Annotated in this window: 19 protein-coding genes and 1 pseudogene; 8 read left to right on the plus strand and 12 right to left on the minus strand. The window is 59.2% G+C overall.

From position 1 onward, the window contains the following. Positions 1 to 4 precede the first annotated feature (4 nt). From EM6_RS03655 to EM6_RS03675, 5 genes are all read right to left on the minus strand, one after another. Positions 5 to 988, minus strand: a complete 984-nt coding sequence (locus tag EM6_RS03655; protein WP_172961219.1) for an AAA family ATPase — start codon at positions 986 to 988, stop codon at positions 5 to 7. Between the two features lie 89 nt (positions 989 to 1077). Continuing rightward, positions 1078 to 1821 carry a DUF4159 domain-containing protein gene (locus tag EM6_RS03660; RefSeq protein ID WP_126420370.1) on the minus strand — a complete coding sequence of 248 codons (744 nt, stop codon included), beginning with the start codon at positions 1819 to 1821 and terminating at the stop codon, positions 1078 to 1080. A gap of 75 nt (positions 1822 to 1896) precedes the next feature. Then, positions 1897 to 3231 (minus strand): TldD/PmbA family protein, encoded by a 1335-nt coding sequence (locus tag EM6_RS03665; RefSeq protein WP_126420371.1) that lies wholly within the window; start codon positions 3229 to 3231, stop codon positions 1897 to 1899. A 24-nt stretch (positions 3232 to 3255) separates the two neighbouring features. Further along, on the minus strand, positions 3256 to 4890 hold the full coding sequence (locus EM6_RS03670) for a TldD/PmbA family protein (protein WP_126420372.1): 1635 nt from the start codon (positions 4888 to 4890) through the stop codon (positions 3256 to 3258). Positions 4891 to 5104: 214 nt separating this feature from the next. After that, positions 5105 to 5779 carry a peptidylprolyl isomerase gene (locus EM6_RS03675; RefSeq protein ID WP_126420373.1) on the minus strand — a complete coding sequence of 225 codons (675 nt, stop codon included), beginning with the start codon at positions 5777 to 5779 and terminating at the stop codon, positions 5105 to 5107. Between the two features lie 174 nt (positions 5780 to 5953). On the opposite strand from EM6_RS03675, the gene EM6_RS03680 reads away from it, so the two are divergent. The 7 genes from EM6_RS03680 (at position 5954) to groL (ending at position 11583) form a co-directional block, all read left to right on the plus strand. Then, positions 5954 to 6628 (plus strand): hypothetical protein, encoded by a 675-nt coding sequence (locus EM6_RS03680; protein WP_126420374.1) that lies wholly within the window; start codon positions 5954 to 5956, stop codon positions 6626 to 6628. Between the two features lie 62 nt (positions 6629 to 6690). Then, positions 6691 to 7182 carry a hypothetical protein gene (locus tag EM6_RS03685; RefSeq protein ID WP_126420375.1) on the plus strand — a complete coding sequence of 164 codons (492 nt, stop codon included), beginning with the start codon at positions 6691 to 6693 and terminating at the stop codon, positions 7180 to 7182. A 1-nt stretch (position 7183) separates the two neighbouring features. Beyond that, entirely contained in the window at positions 7184 to 7420 is a 237-nt protein-coding gene (locus EM6_RS03690) for a helix-turn-helix domain-containing protein (RefSeq protein WP_126420376.1), read from the plus strand. A 64-nt stretch (positions 7421 to 7484) separates the two neighbouring features. Further along, positions 7485 to 8438: a TraB/GumN family protein gene (locus EM6_RS03695; RefSeq protein ID WP_126420377.1), complete on the plus strand. Its 954-nt coding sequence runs from the start codon at positions 7485 to 7487 to the stop codon at positions 8436 to 8438. A gap of 52 nt (positions 8439 to 8490) precedes the next feature. Beyond that, positions 8491 to 9318 carry an endonuclease/exonuclease/phosphatase family protein gene (locus tag EM6_RS03700; protein WP_126420378.1) on the plus strand — a complete coding sequence of 276 codons (828 nt, stop codon included), beginning with the start codon at positions 8491 to 8493 and terminating at the stop codon, positions 9316 to 9318. A gap of 278 nt (positions 9319 to 9596) precedes the next feature. Further along, a complete protein-coding gene (gene groES, locus EM6_RS03705) occupies positions 9597 to 9887 on the plus strand; it encodes a co-chaperone GroES (RefSeq protein ID WP_126420379.1) in 291 nt (96 codons plus the stop codon). Positions 9888 to 9939: 52 nt separating this feature from the next. Further along, positions 9940 to 11583 carry a chaperonin GroEL gene (groL, locus tag EM6_RS03710; protein ID WP_013478703.1) on the plus strand — a complete coding sequence of 548 codons (1644 nt, stop codon included), beginning with the start codon at positions 9940 to 9942 and terminating at the stop codon, positions 11581 to 11583. A gap of 189 nt (positions 11584 to 11772) precedes the next feature. Here groL and EM6_RS03715 read toward each other — a convergent pair whose 3' ends face one another. From EM6_RS03715 to EM6_RS03725, 3 genes are all read right to left on the minus strand, one after another. Beyond that, complete coding sequence (locus EM6_RS03715) at positions 11773 to 12582, minus strand: hypothetical protein (protein ID WP_126420380.1); 810 nt, start codon at positions 12580 to 12582, stop codon at positions 11773 to 11775. Between the two features lie 40 nt (positions 12583 to 12622). Next, entirely contained in the window at positions 12623 to 12955 is a 333-nt protein-coding gene (locus EM6_RS03720) for a hypothetical protein (RefSeq protein WP_126420381.1), read from the minus strand. Between the two features lie 107 nt (positions 12956 to 13062). Continuing rightward, a complete protein-coding gene (locus EM6_RS03725; protein ID WP_013478892.1) occupies positions 13063 to 13344 on the minus strand; it encodes a FliM/FliN family flagellar motor switch protein in 282 nt (93 codons plus the stop codon). Between the two features lie 44 nt (positions 13345 to 13388). On the opposite strand from EM6_RS03725, the gene lipB reads away from it, so the two are divergent. Then, positions 13389 to 14138, plus strand: a complete 750-nt coding sequence (lipB, locus tag EM6_RS03730; protein WP_126420382.1) for a lipoyl(octanoyl) transferase LipB — start codon at positions 13389 to 13391, stop codon at positions 14136 to 14138. A 3-nt stretch (positions 14139 to 14141) separates the two neighbouring features. On the opposite strand, the gene EM6_RS03735 is transcribed toward lipB, so the two are convergent. The 4 genes and pseudogenes from EM6_RS03735 to EM6_RS03745 all read right to left on the minus strand — a co-directional run bounded on the left by EM6_RS03735 (position 14142) and on the right by EM6_RS03745 (position 18498). Continuing rightward, complete coding sequence (locus EM6_RS03735) at positions 14142 to 14555, minus strand: DUF805 domain-containing protein (protein ID WP_126420383.1); 414 nt, start codon at positions 14553 to 14555, stop codon at positions 14142 to 14144. 81 nt (positions 14556 to 14636) lie between these two features. Beyond that, positions 14637 to 16259 (minus strand): vWA domain-containing protein, encoded by a 1623-nt coding sequence (locus EM6_RS03740; RefSeq protein ID WP_232037087.1) that lies wholly within the window; start codon positions 16257 to 16259, stop codon positions 14637 to 14639. Between the two features lie 21 nt (positions 16260 to 16280). Then, positions 16281 to 16409: pseudogene (locus tag EM6_RS17715) on the minus strand (hypothetical protein); the annotation flags it as partial. A gap of 376 nt (positions 16410 to 16785) precedes the next feature. Next, positions 16786 to 18498, minus strand: coding sequence for a pilus assembly protein TadG-related protein (locus EM6_RS03745; RefSeq protein WP_126420385.1), 1713 nt, complete (start codon positions 18496 to 18498; stop codon positions 16786 to 16788). Between the last annotated feature and the right edge of the window lie 99 nt (positions 18499 to 18597).

An 18597-nucleotide genomic window follows, 5' to 3' on the forward strand; every position in this document is an offset into this window, starting at 1 on the left:
GTGCTCAGAGCTTTACGGCGCTCAGAATAGCGGCCACGACCGTATCGGGGGCCACGCCCTCGGCCTCAGCCGCAAACGACATCAGCAGGCGGTGGCGCATGACGGGGGCCGCCAGCGCCATAACGTCTTCGCGCGTCGCCGCCAGTCGCCCCTGCAACAGGGCGCGCGCCTTGGCCGCCAGCACCAGAGATTGCCCGGCGCGCGGCCCTGCGCCCCATTTGATATAGGTGTTGACGGCCTGAGGGGCGCCCTCACCCGGCCGCGTGGCGCGCACCAGCCGCGTGATCCAGCGCAGCAGGTCTTCGCCCACATGCACATCGCGCACCAGCTTTTGCAGCACCAGCACGTCCTCGGCCCCCATCACCTTGGGCACGGCCCCGCCGCCCGCGCCTGTGGTCTGGCGCAGGATATCGTGTTCTTCGGATTCCGTCGGGTAATCGACGCGGATATGCAGCAGGAAGCGGTCAAGCTGCGCTTCGGGCAGCGGATAGGTCCCGGCCTGCTCCAGCGGGTTCTGCGTCGCCAGCACAAAGAAGGGCGACGGCAGGGTGTGCGTCACCCCGGCATAGGACACGGTGCGCTCCTGCATGGCCTCCAGCAGGGCGGCCTGCGTCTTGGGCGGCGTGCGGTTCAGTTCGTCGGCCAGCAGCAGGTTGGTGAAAACCGGCCCCGGCTGGAAACGGAAATGGCGGTGACCTGTGCCGTGATCCTCCTCCAGCAGTTCGGTCCCTAAAATGTCGCTGGGCATCAGGTCGGGGGTGAACTGCACGCGGCGGAATTGCAGCTCCAGCGCCTGCCCCAATGAGCGCACCAGTAGCGTCTTGCCCAGCCCCGGCACGCCCTCCAGCAGGCAATGCCCGCCGGCCAGAAGCCCGATCAGCAGTTGCTCGACCACATCGGCCTGACCGACAATGGCCTGAGCAATGGCCTGACGCAGGTGACCCAGGCGGGCCAGCCTTTCCCTGATCTCGGTTTCACTGATCGACATGGTATCCGTAATCCCCATATTTGAGCCTCATCCCGAAAAGTGCCCGCTCGGACCTTGAGCCGCAGCACTTTTCGGATCAGATGAGGCGATCAACTCGTCAAAGCATAAATCACAATATTGACGCCGAATTTGGTATTGTCTTCGGCCAGAAAGCGCTTGTTGCGCCAGTCGTAGTCCCACTCGCAGCCATAGTCCTTGTTGGAATAGAGGACGCCCAGACGGCCATTGATCTCTATGCCTTTCAGATAGTCATGCACCAGATCATCGCCCCAGCCGTTCAACTCAAACGAGGTATTGGGCGGGCCGTCGAACTGGAAAAAGCTCTTATAAATGGCGTGCGTATTGGGCAGTTTTTTCAGCGCCTGCGGGCCGAAAATCGTCGCCATCTGCCGCTCGAACGACTTGGCGAACAGGCCGTCAATGTCGTGATTGCAGTCATCGACAAAGACAAAGCCGCCATTTTTCACATAGGTCTCGAAATTGCGCCGCTCCGCCGGGCTGAAATCGACCAGCTTGTGCCCGGCCAGATAGCAGAAGGGCGCGCTGAGCATCTTCGGATCGGACAGGTCGATCACGTGCTCCTTCGGATCGACGCGCAGGGTCGTGTAGTCGATCAGGGAGGTGATCAGATTGGCCGGCATACGCTGATCGACGTCCCAGTCACCGGAGGCGTATTTCAGGCGCGTGAACCAGAAATCATAGCTGGCCGCCTGCGCCGGACGTGCCAGCGCCGCCGCCAGCCCCCCGGCCAACAGGGACAGAAACGCCGCACGATTCAGCCCCCGCTCCCTTGGGGGAGAGGGCTGGGGTGAGGGGGGAGTCACAGACGGCATACCGAGTCTTTTGACCTCCCCCTCACCCGGCGCGTTGCGCCACCCTCTCCCTCAAGGGAGAGGGGATGTTTGCAACTACACCGCATCCGACAAGGACGTGAAGGTAAAGTCACGCAGCTTCATCGGCGGGATCATCATCACGAACGGCGATTCATCGTCACCGACGCGCACCGGTTTACCCAGCTCTTCGATATTGTTGAGCATGATGACCGGCGACTCGTTGAAGCGGAAGTTCTTGATCGGATACTTGATCTGGCCGTTTTCGATATAGAAGGTGCCGTCGCGCGTCAGGCCGGTCAGAAGGACGGTCTGCGGATCGACCATACGGATATACCAGGTGCGGGTGACCAAAATCCCTTTTTGCGTCGAACGCACAAGGTCCATGGTCGATTTGGTGCCGCCTTCCATGATCAGGTTGCCGGGCGAGGCCTCAGCCGTCTTGCCCTGCTTCTGCGCCCAGTAGCGGGAATATTCCAGATTGACCACCTTGCCCTTGTCGATGATGGGCAGGCGTTTGCGCGGCAGACCTTCGCCATCCCACGGCAACACGGCGGCTTCCGGGTGCGCCGGATCGGCATAGAGGGTGACCCGCGGGTCATAGACCTGCTCACCCAGCTTGTTGCCGCCGCCCTTTTTCGACAGGAAGCTGCGGCCTTCGTCGGCCGAACGCGCGTCAAAATAGTTCATCATGAACGAGATCAGGCCCGCCGAGGCGGCCGGTTCCATGATGACGGTATATTTGCCGGGCTCCAGCGCCTTGGCGTCGGCGGACTCGGCGGCCTTCTTCATGGCGATCTGGATTTCGGTGTCCGGCTTGAAGGCCGTCACGTCCTGAAGGTTGCGCGCCACCCAGCCCGAACCGCGACCGTCTTCGGTGCGCACCGTGCAGGTGTAGTCCATCGAGGTCGATTTCTGATAGCCGAAATTGCCGTTGGAATTGGCAAAGGCCTCAAAACCCTGACCGTCCGACAGGAAGCCCGCGGCGATCAGCTTGGCCTGCTTGCACGGGGTGATCGACTTGGCGGCCACCTCAGCGCGTTGTTCCGGGGTAACGGCCGCCGTCGCTTCGCTGAAGGTCTTGGTCGGCGTATAGGTCTGCTTGCCCACGGCCGGCATGAATTCCGGGTTTTCCGGGGCCAGCTTCGCCAGGTCTTCGGCCCGGCGCACCACCCGCTCCAGAGAGGCGTCGTCAAAGGCGTTGATGGTGGCAATGCCGACGCGCTTGCCGAAGGCCACCTGAACCCCCAGCTCGGTATTGGTGATGATGCCGCTGGTCGAGACGTTGTTCAGCGCAAAGCGGATATTGCCGTTGATCGATCCCGACAGGGTGGCGGTGCATTCGTCGGCCTTCGACAGCTTGATAACCTTGTCGAGAATGGCCTTGGCTTCGGCTTCGGTAAGGATGCCCATATCTGTAATCTCCCAATCGGCCGATTAACCGAGCGAACGCGCGGTGTTGATGACATTGATGCCGTTGAAACGGCTGGTGGAGGAACCGTGCGACACCGCCGACACCTGACCCGGCTGCCCCTTGCCGTCGAAGAAGGAGCCTCCCAGACGATAGTCGCTTTCGTCGCAGACCGCCGAACAGGCGTTCCAGAATTCCGGCGTGCGGATCTGATAGGCCACGTCCTCGATCATTTGGGTGATCTTGCCGTTCTTGATCTCATAGAAGAGCTGCCCGCCAAACTGCGCGTTATAGCGCTGCTGGTCGATCGAGAAGGAACCATCGCCCACGATATAGATGCCGTTTTCGACGCCCTTGATCATGTCGGCGACGCTGAGCTTTTTCTTGCCCGGCTCCAGCGAGATATTGGCCATGCGCTGGAACTGCACCGACGACCACGAGTCGGCGTAGCAGCAGCCGTCCGATTCCGTCTTGCCCAGAATGTGGGCCTGATCGCGGATGGCCTGATAATCGACCAGCTTGCCGTCGCGGATGATGTCCCACTTCTTCGTCTTGACGCCTTCATCGTCGTACCCGACGAAGCCCAGTGAGCCGAACTGCGTCTTGTCGGCGACGATATTGACGTTTTCCGACCCGTACTGGAACTTGGCCTCGCGCTTGTCCAGCGTGGCAAACGAGGTACCGGCGTAGTTGGCCTCATAGCCCAGAACGCGGTCAAGCTCGGTCGGGTGGCCCACCGATTCGTGGATGGTCAGCCACATATGGCTGGGGTCGAGGACCAGATCGTACTTGCCCGGCTTGACCGACGGCGCTTTGAGCTTTTCGCGCGCCTGTTTGGCACCCGCGATGGCGTCTTCCTTCATGTCATAGCTGAGGCCATAGCCTGTGACGCCCGCCGGATCGGTGAACTTCTGCTTGGCATCGCCATCCAGATATTCGTAGCCCAGCCCCATCGGCGCCGACAGGCCGTCGCGCGTGCGGAACTTGCCCGATTCCTTGTCGATGGCGGTGACCGTCATCGGCACCCAGATGCGGTGCACGTCCTGATCGATGTAGGAGCCGTCGGTCGAAGCAAAATACTTCTGCTCATTGACGAGGAACATCATCGAATTGACGTAGTCGGCCCCGGCCTTCAGCGCGGCGGTGTTGACGTCGATCAGGCGCTCGGCCTTTTCCTTGATCGGCACTTCCATGCTGTTCTTTTTGATCGGCGTCTTCCACGACACCTCACCGACGCCCTTGACGGGGGCCAGCTTGACCGGAACCGTTTGTATCTTCGCATTGGCCTTGGCGATGGCGACGGCCTGTTTGGCGGCCTGGGCCACGGCTTCGGTGGTCATGACATTGGTGGCCGCAAAGCCCCAGGCCCCATCAGCGATGACGCGGATGCCGACGCCCAGCGACTCGGTATTGACCACGTTTTCAACGCGATCTTCGCGGGTGATGACGAACTGACGCAGATAGCGCCCGACGCGCACGTCGCAATAGCTGGCCCCGGAGGACGTCGCGGCGTTCAGACCGGCATCGGCCAGAGTCTTCTTCACCTTGACGTCGATCGTCTCCTGAAGCACTTCGGCGGCGACGGCCCGCCCGTAAAGCGACGGCACGAGCAGGCTGCCCGCCGTCAGGCCGGTCAGGGCCAGAAAGTTGCGTCTGTGCACGGCGTATCTCCTTAAAAGATGTCCGGAATGAAAGGATGCTCCGGAACGCCACGCATCGCGCCCGCCCCGTTACGGCTGAGACGATCACCCCGTCAAATGAGCGTCAAGTTGCTTTTTGGTAATATAGGCGGATTAGGGATATTTTATACAGATTTTTAGACCTCACACCCGTGGCGTGGGGGAAGGCTCAAAAAAACGGCGAGGACGCCGCCCCCTAATTCAGCCGCTTAGCCGAGAGCACCTTGACCGGGTTTTCGAGATTCTGCCCGTCCCAGCCGCCTTCGATCTTCTTTTTGGTGATCTTACCGTTGAGGATTTTCTTCACCACGTCCATGCCCGACACCACCTTGCCAAAGGCGGCATAGCCCTGATTGTCGCCTTCCGGATCACGCCCAGCGTCCATATAGGACATGTCGCCGACCGAGATGGTGAACTGGTTGCTGGCCGTGCCCACCGCATAGCGCGCCGTCGAAATCGTGCCGTCGGTGTGCGACAGGCCGGTCTGAGAGGTCGGCTCGTGCGGGATGGGCGTAAAGCGATGGCCCGCCGCTTCGACCTGAACAAAGCCGCCCTTGCCCGACTTCATGGCGCGCCAGAACTGCGCGTCGGTCATCTTGCCGGAGTCCACATATTGCAGGAAGTTGGCGGTTGAAATCGGCGCGCGCTTGCCGTCCAGCTCAACCACAATATCGCCCTTGGTCGTCTGGATCAGGACGCGCACCGAATCCGGCGGCACCGGCAAATCGCGATAGAGCGGCTTGGGCTTGGCCGGGGCTTTCGGGGCTTCGGTGTTTTCGGCGGGCTTTTGTTGCGCCGGGAAACAGCCTTGCAGGAGTGTGGCCCCCATCAGTGCCACCATACCGATCATCCATTGCCGCCTCTGCGTCATGCTGTGCTCCCTTTACACAGGTAAAACTATCGGAAAGCGGCCGGGCTTGGCAACCGGGTTCAACCCGACGATTCCGCTTTACCTTCGGGCAATCAGTGGTAACGCTTAGAGATTATAACACCAACGACCGAAGATGCTGACCGCATCGGGTCGTTGGGATAGGAGGAGCGCGCCATGATCCAGGGCCCCAAGCTCGATAGCCTGCTACCGCCCCTGTCGCCGGAAGACGTCGCCGGGATGGATGACGAACTGACGCGGCTGCGCCGACTGATGGAGCGCGGGGAGTCGGCCGGTCTGGCCGGTGGCCCGATCCTGTTGTGGTGGGGTGGCGTTCTGGGCATAGGCCATCTGTGCCTGAGTCTGGCCTATGCTGGCCTTCTGCCTGCCCTGCCCTATGGCCTGTTCTACTTCATCGCGGGTCTGGTCGGCACGGTGGTAATCGCCGTGCGGGTGCGCAAGCACAGCCTGTTGTCCAACTGGCGCACGGAGGCCGTTTCGGCGGCCTGGCTGTTCGCCGCGGCGGGCATCTTCGTCTATTCGGTCGGCAACGTGGTCGCCGGGACCTATAACCCGGTGTCCAATATGGCGTTTCTGGCCATTGTTTTTGCTCTGATCAGCGCCGTGACCGGGGCCGCCTGCCGCCGCGACTGGATGCTTGTTCCCTCCGCCGGATGGCTGCTGATGGCGGCCTTGAGCTTCACCTTCGGCGATAACGGGGCGTTGCGGACGCTGGTCTTTGCGCTGGCGTCGATCCTGCTGATGGGCGTGCCGGGCTGGGCCCTGACGGATCAGGCGCGTCAGGCCCGGCAGGTGAAACAGGCATTGGGCCTGCGGCTCACCGGCTCTTGACTTTAAGTCTAATTTAAATTTATATACCCCTAACATTAATTTGTCAGAGGGGTTGTTCACACATGTCTGCACACAAATTGCCGCTCGACCTGATCGGCATTGGCACAAAAGTGGCCGTCGTAGGGCTTATCGCCGGATTGGTGGCTGAAAAGGCCGCCCCCCTGAACGACATGCACCCGGACCCGTCCGTTCAGGTGTCGCTTCTGTCGATCAGCATGGTGTTGCCGTCCTTCTGGATCAGTCTGCTGGCCCCCATCTGTTATCTGTGGGCCCTGTGGTCGGCCTCGGATGTCTTCATGCGCCTGCATAAGGGCGAAGGCTTCGGCGCTTCGGTCGTCAAGGGCCTGAAAGATGTCGGTTCAAACCTGATATACGGGGCCATCGCCGCGATCCTTATTATGCCAACCCTCACCGCGCTGACTGAGGATCGCTTCCGCGGCCTGCGTTACGATTTCGCTATCGAGCCCCTGACCATCGGCCTGATCGGCCTGATGCTGTGGCTGATTACGCAGGCCGGGGCGAAGCTGCAAACCGATATGGACGCATACATCTGATATGCCGGTCAATGTAACGCTTGATGTGATGCTGGCGCGGCGCAAGATGCGCGCCAAGGATTTAGCCGCACAGGTCGGCATCTCGGAAACCCAAATGTCGCTTCTGCGCACCGGCAAGGTGAAGGGGATGCGGTTCGATACCCTGTCGAAACTCTGTTTCCTCCTCGGCTGTCAGCCCGGCGACATCATGGAATACCTCCCCGACGAAGCCGATCTGACGGCAAAGGGTGTTGACTGAACGCGCGTGCCCCATTGCGGTCACGGAGTTAGGGCTTAAATGACTCTCCGAAGAGGAGCCCGCCATGTTCAAATCCGTTTGTCTCGCTGCGCTGATCCTGAGCGCGCCCGTGGCCTTCGCGCAGGACACGATCAGCGAAGGCACTCCCGTCAAGGATGGCGATGAATGGGTCACGGACGTGGTGGTGACCGCGCGCCTGCCCGGCCCGGCCCTGTGGCGGGTGCGCAAGGGCGACAGCGAGGTCTATGTGCTGGGGGCCATGCCCGTGATGACCAAGCGTATTCCGTGGGATTCGAAGCGCGTTGAGCGCGTTATCGGCCTGTCCAATGTGCTGCTCACCGCGCCGGAGGCCAAGGGCGGGCTGATCGGCGGCGCGCGACTGCTGATGGACCGCCGCCTGCCGCTGGGCAAAAAGCTGGATGAGGTCCTGCCGGCCGATCTGTCGAAGCGCTTTTATACGCTGGCCGATGCCTATGGTCTGGACCGCGAAAAGTACAAAAAACTGTCGCCCATCTGGGCCGCAGCCACCCTGCGCGAAGACGTCTATGACAAGGCGGGGATTGCCACGCGCGACCCCGAAAAGACGCTGCTGCGGTTTGCCAAGGCGCAGAAGCTGAAGGCCAGGCCGTCGGGCAGCTTCTCCGTGGCCAAGACGCTGGGCCGTATCGACGATTTCAGCGCTCAGCAACAGGCGCATTGCGTCGCCGCCACGTTGGATGAGATCGACTTCGCGGTCAAAAACGCTCGCGCCGCCACCGAAGCCTGGGCCATTGGCGATCTCAAGGCCGTGCAGCGTTTGTCGCCGGATTCGGCGCTACTGGCCTGCCTCGAAGGCGCGCCGTCCACCAAGGCCATGCTGGGGCAATCGGTCGAACAGACGGTCAGCGCGATCAACACGGCCTTAGGAACGCCCGGTAAGTCGCTGATTGTGCTGCCTTTGTCGGCGCTTCTCACCCCCGGCGGGGCCTTGCAACAACTGGAGCAGCAGGGCGCAACCGTAACCACGCCCGCGCTATGACGTCATATGAATGTCATTGGACCCCGCGCCTGCCGCGCCCTAAACTGACCCTATGAAACTGCTGCCCCTCCTCGCTGCCGCCCTGCTTGCCGCCGCTCCGGCCTCTGCTGAGTCCCTGCGCCTGATGAGCTACAATATCCGCTACGCCAATCCGCAGGACGTGCCACCGTGGCCGGAGCGCGGCCCGCGCATGGCGGCGCAGATCGCCTTCCTCGCGCCCGACGTGCTGGGCGTGCAGGAGGCCCTGCTGCCGATGGTCGATGACCTGTCGCAGGCCCTTGAAGACTATGACCATTATGGGGTCGGCCGCGATGACGGGGCCAAGGCGGGCGAAAGCACGACCGTCTTCTGGCGCCGCGACCGTTTCGAGAAGGTCTCAGCGACGACTCAATGGTGCGGTCAGACGCCTGATACACCGTCCAAGGATGCCGATGCCGCCTTCCCGCGCACCTTTACCCGCCTGATTTTAAAGGATAAACTCAGCGGGCAGGTCTTTGACGTGCGCAACGCCCATTTCGACCATGTCGGCGTCAAGGCCCGCGAAAACTGTGCGGCGCAGATCCTGAGCCTGCCGACAGTACCGGGCGCGCACCTGATCGTGCTGGGCGATTTCAACACCGGTATGGACAGCGCGCCCTATAAGCGATTCACCGCCGACACCAGCCCGCTGAAAGACAGCCGCGTGGCCAGCGCTCGCCGCTTTGGCCCGATCGGCACCTTCAACGGCTTTGATATCCGTCAGACGGACGGCGAGGCCATCGACCATATTTTTGTGGATCGCGCCCTGAGCGTCACGCGCTTTGCTACCCTGACCGACAGCTTTTCGGGCAAGGTCATTTCCGACCACTTCCCCATCGTGGCCGATATCGAGCTGAAATAGGGGTATAGGGAACCACAGATGACACAGATTGCACAGATGGGCGCTTCGCGCCTGTGAGGTGGCAACCGAAGGGCTTTCGGCCCGAATACCTTAATCTGTGCCATCTGTGAAATCTGTGGTTTGACCTTCGCATTTCACCTCAAGCCCGGCGAAAAAATTTCACACGAATTCGCTGCGGCGCTTCTTGACTCTCTCCGGTACCAACCCTAACTCAGGGTGCGTTAGCACTCGGATATGCTGAGTGCTAACATTCATCTGAATAACATCGGAGACATCATATGAGCTTTCGTCCGCTGGGCGACCGCGTTCTCGTGAAGCGCGTTGAAGAAGAAGCCAAGACCAAGGGCGGGATCATCATCCCTGATACGGCCAAGGAAAAGCCGCAAGAAGGCGAAGTCGTCGCTGTCGGGCCGGGCGCCCGCAACGAAAAGGGCGAGCAAGTCGCTCTGGACGTGAAGGTCGGCGACCGCGTTCTGTTCGGCAAGTGGGGCGGCACCGAGGTCAAGCTTGACGGCGAAGACCTGCTGATCCTCAAAGAATCCGACATCCTGGGTGTGGTTGAGCGCTAATCCGCTCTGTCCCTCCCTATCCTGATAATACGCAACCAAAGGAACACCCGAAATGGCTGCTAAAGACGTACTGTTTTCCTCGGACGCGCGCGACAAGATCCTGCGCGGCGTCAATGTCCTCGCCAATGCCGTGAAGGTCACGCTTGGCCCCAAGGGCCGCAATGTCATCCTTGAAAAGTCGTTCGGCGCCCCGCGCTCGACCAAGGACGGCGTCTCGGTCGCCAAGGAAATCGAACTGGCCGATAAGTTCGAAAATCTGGGCGCGCAACTGATCCGCGAAGTCGCCTCCAAGACCAACGACAAGGCCGGTGACGGCACCACGACCGCCACGGTTCTGGCTCAGGCCATCGCCGTCGAAGGTCTGAAGTCGGTGTCTTCGGGCCGTAACCCGATGGACCTGAAGCGCGGTATCGACAAGGCCGTGGCCGTCGCCATCGCCGAAATCAAGGCCTCGTCCAAGCCCGTCACCTCGAATTCGGAAATCGCTCAGGTCGGCACCATCTCGGCCAACGGCGACACCGAAGTCGGTCAGATGATCGCTGACGCCATGGCCAAGGTCGGCAACGAAGGCGTCATCACCGTCGAAGAAGCCAAGACCGCCGAAACCGAGCTGGACGTCGTCGAAGGCATGCAGTTCGACCGCGGCTACCTGTCGCCCTACTTCGTCACCAACCCGGACAAGATGGAAGCGGTCCTCGAAGACCCGTACATCCTGATCTTCGACAAGAAGATCTCGACCCTGCAACCCATCCTGCCGATCCTCGAAGCCGTGGTTCAGTCGGGCCGCCCGCTGCTGATCATCGCCGAAGACGTCGAAGGCGAGGCTCTGGCCACGCTCGTCGTCAACCGCCTGCGTGGTGGCCTGCGCGTCGCCGCCGTGAAGGCTCCGGGCTTCGGCGACCGCCGCAAGGCCATGCTGGAAGACATTGCCATCCTGACCGCCGGTCAGGTGATCTCCGAAGACATCGGTATCAAGCTTGAGACCGTGACCCTCGACATGCTGGGCCGCGCCAAGAAGGTGACGATCACCAAGGAAACCACCACCGTGGTCGATGGCGTCGGTGAAAAGGCGGAAATCGAAGGCCGCGTGGCTCAGATCAAGCAACAGATCGAAGAAACCACCTCGGACTACGACAAGGAAAAGCTGCAAGAGCGTCTGGCCAAGCTGGCCGGCGGCGTCGCGGTCATCCGCGTCGGCGGCTCGACCGAAGTCGAAGTGAAGGAAAAGAAGGACCGCGTCGATGACGCTCTGAACGCGACCCGCGCGGCCGTGGACGAAGGTATCGTTCCGGGCGGTGGTACGGCTCTGCTGAAGGCGTCGAAGAAGCTGGCCGACCTGACCGGTGACAATGACGACCAGACCGCTGGTATCGCCATCGTGCGCAAGGCTCTGCAGGCTCCGATCCGTCAGATCTCGGAAAACGCGGGCGTCGAAGGCTCGATCGTCGTCGGCAAGGTGCTGGAATCGAACGATGCCAACTTCGGCTTCAACGCTCAGACCGAAAAGTACGTGGACCTGGTCGCCGATGGCGTCATCGACCCGGCCAAGGTTGTGCGTACCGCTCTGCAAGACGCCGCCTCGGTGTCGGGCCTGCTGATCACGACGGAAGCCGCCGTGGTCGAAGCCCCGAAGAAGGAAGCGGCCCCGGCTATGCCCGGCGGCGGCATGGGCGGCATGGGCGGTATGGACTTCTAATTTGGCTCACGTCCCGATCCTGCGGATCGGGACGTGGACAAAAGTCCATAACGAGAAAATTTTTCTCGAAGCGGTTCTTCGAAAAATTTTCGAGTCTTATGTGGAAAGAGCGGGTCTCACGACCCGCTCTTTTTTTTATTTCTGAAGCACGTTCGACTATCAGTAAGGTACGTCTTAAAACAAGCGGACCTACTTCAACCGATCGAAGGTTGACGTAAAAATAGCTACCTGCCCCATTAAGATATCTTTCTGAGGCATTACCAGTTTAGAAAATGCGTTTTCAGAACTTGGACGGACGCTTCCTAAATTTTGGCATACAAATTCAATGGCATCCAATATTGCGTCTAATCTCCTACCATAAACGGGTTCATGGTGGGCAAGTCGGTTTCGCGTTTCGTATATAACTTCTAAGCGTATGGCTATATCAGCTCGGCTCATTGTCTTATTAGGGAAGACCTTCTTCAATCCCCTTTTCCATAAGGCCTTCTCGTAATCTTCAGAGAACAATCTTTTCCAAAAATGCATAGTGAGCTGTGCAACAATTTGTCCGTCACTTACGTTAATTGTCGATTGGCGTCGCTCCGCTACTTTTCTATGTTTTATATTTGGCGGCAATCCATGAGGAAATGCAGCGGCATCTAAAGCCACTTTTTCAACGCCCGACATTTTAGAATATGCCGCGCGTTGCGCCTGCTTCGCCGCCTTTTGGATAGCCAAAACTTCTAAAGCTGACCACTTAAGCGAGGGAGGTGGACTCCTTAGCCAATCATTTACTCCAAGCACAGAAGTCAACTGCTCACAAATAGCGTTTCTTAGTCCAATCTCAATTAGTCCCGCTACCGCCATCAAAGCCACGCCTAAGCTCATGGTAGCCTGATGCAACTCTATCGCATCCTCAGGTTTTTGAGATTGGGTGATTTGCAAGTAGGTGCTCAATCTCGGCTCAGACAACAATAAGGTTATCTCAGCCACGTCCTGACCGTTTAAATATCTTGACATCCACCCCCCTTTTGATATGTTTAAATCGAAACGTCGGGATTTAGGTCGGCAGCACGCTTGTTCGTGACGGACCCCCGGCGCTATAGAGAGGCCGCTTCAAAGAAGCGGCCATTTCTTTTGCTAAAGCAATCTCAGCGTCCAGACGTGCCATAACCTCGGTATGCGGTGCATTCGGGCGCGGGTCGTCGAGCGCTTCCTGCACCTGAGCGGAGACACATTCCTGATAGACCGTGTCTTCAGCCTGCGACCGTAGATAGCCCTGAATAACGTCGCTAAGCACATCATCAACCGCGCGCCCTTCGGCTTCAGCAGCCGCGCTGAACGCCGCCTTTAAATCGGTCTCTATCTCGAAACTGAACGTGGCCTTGCCCATACCGGTCCTCGCAACCGCTAACATTGCCCGTACAGGCTAACACAAAACCGGACAAGGCCAATACCGGTTTCAACCTGCCCTCACTTGCCAACGGTTCGCAGAGGGGCCTAATTCCCCAGGGCCATAAAGTCATAGACATTGGCCGGGCGGGTCACCACGATCGAGATCTTCTCTTCGAAAATCTGGATTTCGCCGCGCGCCACGGGGTGGTTGTTGGCCAATATCCACACCTCATCGTGCTCACGCGCGTCCAGCGGGATGACCGCGCCGCGGCCCATGCGCAGAAGCTGCTGCATCGGCAGGACGGAACGCCCCAGAAGCACTGAGATTTCCACCGGTACGGAATTGACCTGAGACGACACGCTCGACTTGATCCCTTGAATACCCATATAAGGAAAGACACCCTACCCCATCCGCCGCAGAATGGCCGAACATGCTGAACGACAGGTTAAGCCCCGCAGATTCCGATGACACTCAGCCCGATTTTGTGTCGCCGGAGTTTTTCCTGAAAGACCCTGAGAACGGTCTGCCGGAATGGCGTGTGTCTGCGGGTCAGGTGGCCTATCCCGACGCCGTGGCCGCGATGGAGGCGCGCGTGGAAGCCATCCTCAAGGGCGAGGCGCGCGAACTGATCTGGCTGATCGAACACCCGCCCCTCTATACGGCCGGCGTGTCGGCCAAACGCGAAGACCTGCTGGAGCCCGAGCGTTTCGAGGTATTCGACAGCGCGCGCGGCGGGCAGTTCACCTATCACGGCCCCGGTCAGCGCGTGATCTATGTGATGCTGGACCTCAACCGGCGTACCAAGGACATCCGCGCCTTTATCAAGGCGCTGGAAGGCTGGATCATCGGCACGCTGTGGCAGTTCAATGTCGAAGGCCATATCCGCGACGGGCGCGTCGGCGTGTGGGTCGAACGCCGCGACCGGGGGGTTACCCCTATTCCCGAAGATAAAATCGCGGCCATCGGCATCAAGCTGCGCCGCTGGGTCAGCTTTCACGGCATCAGCCTGAATGTCGAGCCAGACCTCAGCCATTTCAAGGGTATAGTGCCGTGCGGCATCTCGGAACACGGGGTGACCAGCCTGATTGATCTGGGCCTGCCGGTGACCATGGATGAGGTGGACTACGCCCTGCGACAGCAGTTTATCGAACGCTTTGGGCCGGTGGACTTGCGCGAATAACCGTCAAACCGTCTCGAGGGGCTCGGCAAATCGCGTGGAACGCCCATAGCGGTTCGCCCCGCGTTCGCCGGGCATCGCGCCTAAGTCAATGGCCGCCCACAGCAGCACCAGCGCGCCAACAAAGTCGAGGAAATTATCCGGGCGCGGCCACACCATCATAAAGGCGATCAGGATAATCGCCGCCCACCAGCCGGAGCGCCCCCGGTCGTGCAGGCGCTTCGACAGAACACATGCGGCACAAAACAGCAGCGCCGGATAGACCACCCACCCGGTCAGCACGCGCGGTGCGCCGGTAATGGCCGAGTCATAGATCATGAACAGCCCGACCAGCACCGCCAGGGCGATCAGAAACGGCGTCTGACGCACCCGTCCGGTGGACGAAAAGAACAGCTCGCTCCAGTCGATTTTCTGGTTCATGACCCATCCCACAGCAAAAAAGCGGGAACGTGAAGTCCCCGCCTCTTCGCTTAACACCGTCAACCGCTTGAGAAAAGACGCTTACTTGGTCAGGCGCGTCTTTTTGATCGCTTCGAACACGTCCTTAAGCGCCTGATTGAGCTGAGTGGCGTTTTGCAGGTCGTAATAGTACTCGGTTTTCGACGCACACTGGCTGAGCAGATCGGAATTGCCTTCCATCACGCGAATGACGAAGACCGTAATGCCCTTATCCTTCGCCGCCTGACAGGCCAGCTTGGTGCGGGCATCAATGGCCGACTGAGACGTGGACCAGCGGTTCTGCGTGTTCGCCCCATCGGTGACGAGGATCAGGTATTTGAATGTGATATCGTCATTAAAGGCGACCCCACCCGTCATGGGTTCTGATGGCGACAGGACCTCCATGCCCCATTGCACACCGATGGTGATATTGGTGTTGCCCGACGGCGTAAGACCTTTGACATAGGTCCGCATGGAGGCAATATCCTCAGTCAGCGGGCGCATGGTCAGCAGGTTGTTGCCATTGGCACAGGGGCGGGCCGGATACTTGCTGGCCGCCAGCGTTCCGGGAGATTCCGCCGACACATCATAGGGTTGTGTGCGGTCGATCACGCAGCCCGTCCATTGGTCCCGCTGTGACGGTATGGCCGGCATATAGGTCGTCTTGGGCAGGCCATTGGTGGTCGAGGTCGTGGTGTAGGCGTTGCGACCATCATAGCCGTTGGAGTAGCCGTAGCTGTATGTCAGGACGCTGGAGGCCACGCTCCCGAAACCCGAAGGCACATTGCTGCTGCTGTCGTAGGCGGTTTTGCCGGAAGTCGAAGTGCCCGACTGAGAATCGAACACGGTAACCGTCGAAGTGACCGCCTGTCCGCCCTGCGTCGTCGTACACACCCCTGTTTCGGCGTTACAGGAGGTCCCGCCCGTCGACGTCCTGGTTGTCGTGTAGGTATAGCTTTTTTCGGTATAGGTGCGGCTGGTGTTACTAGCCGCATCATAGACCTTCACATAGACTTCGTAATAGGTGTTCGCGCTGGTGCTGCCGGTGCCCTTATAGGTCTTGGTGTACAGTTTGGACGTGGACTTACAGGTCAGCGGACTTGTGCTCGTCATACAGGCCCGCTCAAGGGCGTCGATCATCATGGTGCAATAGCTGCCGCTCAGACCAGAGCAGCTTTGCGAACTGGTCGCCGTACCATAATCAACCCAGTTATAGTTGATACCCTTATCGACCCGGACCTGTGTATCAAAAGGAACCACGGCTACCTTGGTGCCCGTGGAGTTTTTACCAGAGGTATCCAGCAGGCTGGCCAGAACCGTATCTACCGACGATTTGAGATTGGTCATCCGACCGTCTTTCGACATCGAGCCCGTGGAGTCGAGAACGAACACAATCTCCGACTTGCGCATCTGCGCCTTAGCCTCGGATTCGACCGTGATATCTAAATAGTTGATACCGACAAGCTGAAGCATGAAGGTATTTACCTTGGCTGAAGCTGTGTAGGTCAGAGTGGTATTGCTGCCTTCCACCTTGCGCACCAGGTCTTTGGCGACCACCATGGCAAAGATATCCGAGGTAAGATTCCCCTGAAACGCCTGATGGGCCGAGGTCTTTTGCACCGCATCCGTCGTCCCTGACGACATGGTTGCGGCGCGCAGAACCGCAGCATCCGCCGCATCTTGCAAGGCAGACTTCGTGGCAATAACCCGCGCGAAGTCTATGCTGCCTCCTACAGCCGGCAGAATTGCAAACATGGCAAACGCGAATATTACGAATGTATTGCCACGGCGATTTGCAAAGAAGGACTTAAACTTCGTCAACATGATGGTCCGCATCTCCGATCCAAGCGCCACGAATAAAGGAAAAAGATTAACAATCCGACTTAAAATGGTTTGCGGATATTAACTTTTCCCTTGTTCCATAACGGTATTTGGCGAATTTTCATGCAAATTTAGCGCCAACCTATTATGGAAATGAATAGAGCGGAATGATTTATAGTGGAATCATTCCGCTCAAGCCGCCATTGAGGCGGCGGCCAAGGTGGCGAAGCCACCGCCCGGCGAGGCGGTTAGAGCGAAATGACTTTAAGAGAAAGCGCCATTTCGCTCTAATGATTTGTTTTGTTACGCATTTAATTCCAAAAACCGTTGCACACTTTTCGGAATGCGCTCTAACTCATCTGTCAAAATACGAACGGTAGGTGGGGGATGATTACTTCGTCAGGCGCGTGCTCTGGATCGAGTAGAAAACCTTGGCGAGCGTAGAGGTCAACTGGCTTGCGGCCGTTACATCGTAGAAGTATTCCGGACGGCTGGCGCAGGATTTGAGCATGTCGGAATTACCCTCCATGACGCGGATCGTATAGACGGTGATCCCCAGATCCTTGGCCGCCTGACAGGCCAGAAGCGTGCGGGCATTGATCGTGGAGGCCGAGGTGCTCCAGCGGTTCTGGGTGTTTTCACCGTCGGTAATGACGATCATGTACTTGTAGTTGGTCTTGTCACTGTAGGACTTGGCCGTATTGAACGGCAGTTCGGGTGACAAAAGCTCCATACCCCACTGCACACCGATGGTGATATTGGTATTGCCGGCCGGCGTCAGCTTCTGGGCATGGGCCCGCACTGCGGCAATATCCGTGGTCAGCCCCATCACCGGCAAGAGGTTATTGGTGGCACATTTGGCCGCCGGATAAAGCGTGTCAGCATCAGACGCGATAGGAGATTGTCCCGACACATCATAGGGCTGCTTGCGGTCAATGACGCAACCGTTCCAGCTATCGGTGCCGACGCCCAGAAGGTCCGAATTGGCCGTAATGGTATCATTGTCCTTGATGGTGGTCGTCGATCCAGAGCCGTAGCCTCCGGCGCTGGCGGGCGTCGCGGTAATCGTGCCGGTATATTGTGCATAGCTGGAGTTGGGGGTGCCGTAATAGGCGGCATTGGGCCACGCGGTCGAATTGCTGGCATTGTTCGTACGCGCCCAGGTCGTGGCCGCGTAATAGTCGGTCCGTGAAACCACGGTGAAACCACACGAGTTGTAATAATAGTAACCGACCCAGCAAGACCCATTGTTTTGAGAATAATAGGAGGTCACAAACACGCGGTAGGTGCCACCACTGGTCGTATAGGCATAGATGCGGGCGTTGGCTTTGCAGGCGGCAACATCCGCCGCACCGCTGCACATCAGATCGCGCGTCGTTCCCACGGAATTACAGCGATTAGCCGTCATGCTGCTGCCCGTGCAGCTATAGGTATAGGCCGTCTCGCCGAACTCCCCGGCGATACCGGCGGCCGGAACCCCCTGAATATTGACCTGGGTGTCGAAGGGCACAATCCCCACCCGGGCGTCCCACACATTCTGACCATTGACCAGCAGCGAGGCCAGAACGCTGTCCACGGCCGCCTTCAGGTTGGTCATGCGTGAATCCCGCGACATGGACCCCGTTGAGTCCAGCACAAGCGCGATTTCGGATTTGCGCATCTCGGCTTCGGCGGTTGAGGTCGCTCCAACGGTCAGCGTCTCGATGCCGGCCAGCTTTAGAAAGGTGGTCCTGATCTGGGCCGTGGCGGTATAGATGGCGGTCTTGTGCGATCCGCTGGTTTCAAAGTTCAGACCTTTGGAGGTCGGTGTAATGCCGCTGTCTGTCAGGTTGAGAGTGAACACGGTGTCCGCGGCGGTCTTGGCAGCGGTCTCGTCCTTGGCCATCAGGGCCCCGCGCAGCGCCGCTGCATCGGCAGCGTCCTGCAGGCGAGCGGTCTGTTCCTGCGCCTGACTGAACTCGACACCGGCACCGGCGGCGGCGACCAACGTCGCCGCAATCAGGCCGAAAGCAATCACGGTGTTGCCCCTGACGTCACGCCAGAAACCCGCCTTTAGCGGATTAAGCCAGACCTGACGCGGACGGCCGCCGGATTGCCTGCACATGTCTTGTTCTGCCCCAAAGGATAAACATTCGGGACAAATCTTATAGGAAACACATTAATGACGGAGAAAAAAGCATCCCTAACACGCCGTTAAGCCCAA

The sequence above is a fragment of the Asticcacaulis excentricus genome, assembly GCF_003966695.1.
GTDB lineage: Bacteria > Pseudomonadota > Alphaproteobacteria > Caulobacterales > Caulobacteraceae > Asticcacaulis > Asticcacaulis excentricus_A.

What these genes read in the sequence shown, in the direction of transcription:
- lipB (WP_126420382.1), top strand. Translation starts at nt 13,389, where the DNA reads ATGCTGAACGACAGGTTAAGCCCCGCAGATTCCGATGACACTCAGCCC.
- EM6_RS03715 (WP_126420380.1), bottom strand. Translation starts at nt 12,582, where the DNA reads ATGTCAAGATATTTAAACGGTCAGGACGTGGCTGAGATAACCTTATTG.
- EM6_RS03660 (WP_126420370.1), bottom strand. Translation starts at nt 1,821, where the DNA reads ATGCCGTCTGTGACTCCCCCCTCACCCCAGCCCTCTCCCCCAAGGGAG.
- EM6_RS03745 (WP_126420385.1), bottom strand. Translation starts at nt 18,498, where the DNA reads ATGTGCAGGCAATCCGGCGGCCGTCCGCGTCAGGTCTGGCTTAATCCG.
- EM6_RS03680 (WP_126420374.1), top strand. Translation starts at nt 5,954, where the DNA reads ATGATCCAGGGCCCCAAGCTCGATAGCCTGCTACCGCCCCTGTCGCCG.
- groL (WP_013478703.1), top strand. Translation starts at nt 9,940, where the DNA reads ATGGCTGCTAAAGACGTACTGTTTTCCTCGGACGCGCGCGACAAGATC.
- EM6_RS03685 (WP_126420375.1), top strand. Translation starts at nt 6,691, where the DNA reads ATGTCTGCACACAAATTGCCGCTCGACCTGATCGGCATTGGCACAAAA.
- EM6_RS03725 (WP_013478892.1), bottom strand. Translation starts at nt 13,344, where the DNA reads ATGGGTATTCAAGGGATCAAGTCGAGCGTGTCGTCTCAGGTCAATTCC.
- EM6_RS03675 (WP_126420373.1), bottom strand. Translation starts at nt 5,779, where the DNA reads ATGACGCAGAGGCGGCAATGGATGATCGGTATGGTGGCACTGATGGGG.
- groES (WP_126420379.1), top strand. Translation starts at nt 9,597, where the DNA reads ATGAGCTTTCGTCCGCTGGGCGACCGCGTTCTCGTGAAGCGCGTTGAA.
- EM6_RS03695 (WP_126420377.1), top strand. Translation starts at nt 7,485, where the DNA reads ATGTTCAAATCCGTTTGTCTCGCTGCGCTGATCCTGAGCGCGCCCGTG.
- EM6_RS03655 (WP_172961219.1), bottom strand. Translation starts at nt 988, where the DNA reads ATGTCGATCAGTGAAACCGAGATCAGGGAAAGGCTGGCCCGCCTGGGT.
- EM6_RS03700 (WP_126420378.1), top strand. Translation starts at nt 8,491, where the DNA reads ATGAAACTGCTGCCCCTCCTCGCTGCCGCCCTGCTTGCCGCCGCTCCG.
- EM6_RS03690 (WP_126420376.1), top strand. Translation starts at nt 7,184, where the DNA reads ATGCCGGTCAATGTAACGCTTGATGTGATGCTGGCGCGGCGCAAGATG.
- EM6_RS03735 (WP_126420383.1), bottom strand. Translation starts at nt 14,555, where the DNA reads ATGAACCAGAAAATCGACTGGAGCGAGCTGTTCTTTTCGTCCACCGGA.
- EM6_RS03665 (WP_126420371.1), bottom strand. Translation starts at nt 3,231, where the DNA reads ATGGGCATCCTTACCGAAGCCGAAGCCAAGGCCATTCTCGACAAGGTT.
- EM6_RS03720 (WP_126420381.1), bottom strand. Translation starts at nt 12,955, where the DNA reads ATGGGCAAGGCCACGTTCAGTTTCGAGATAGAGACCGATTTAAAGGCG.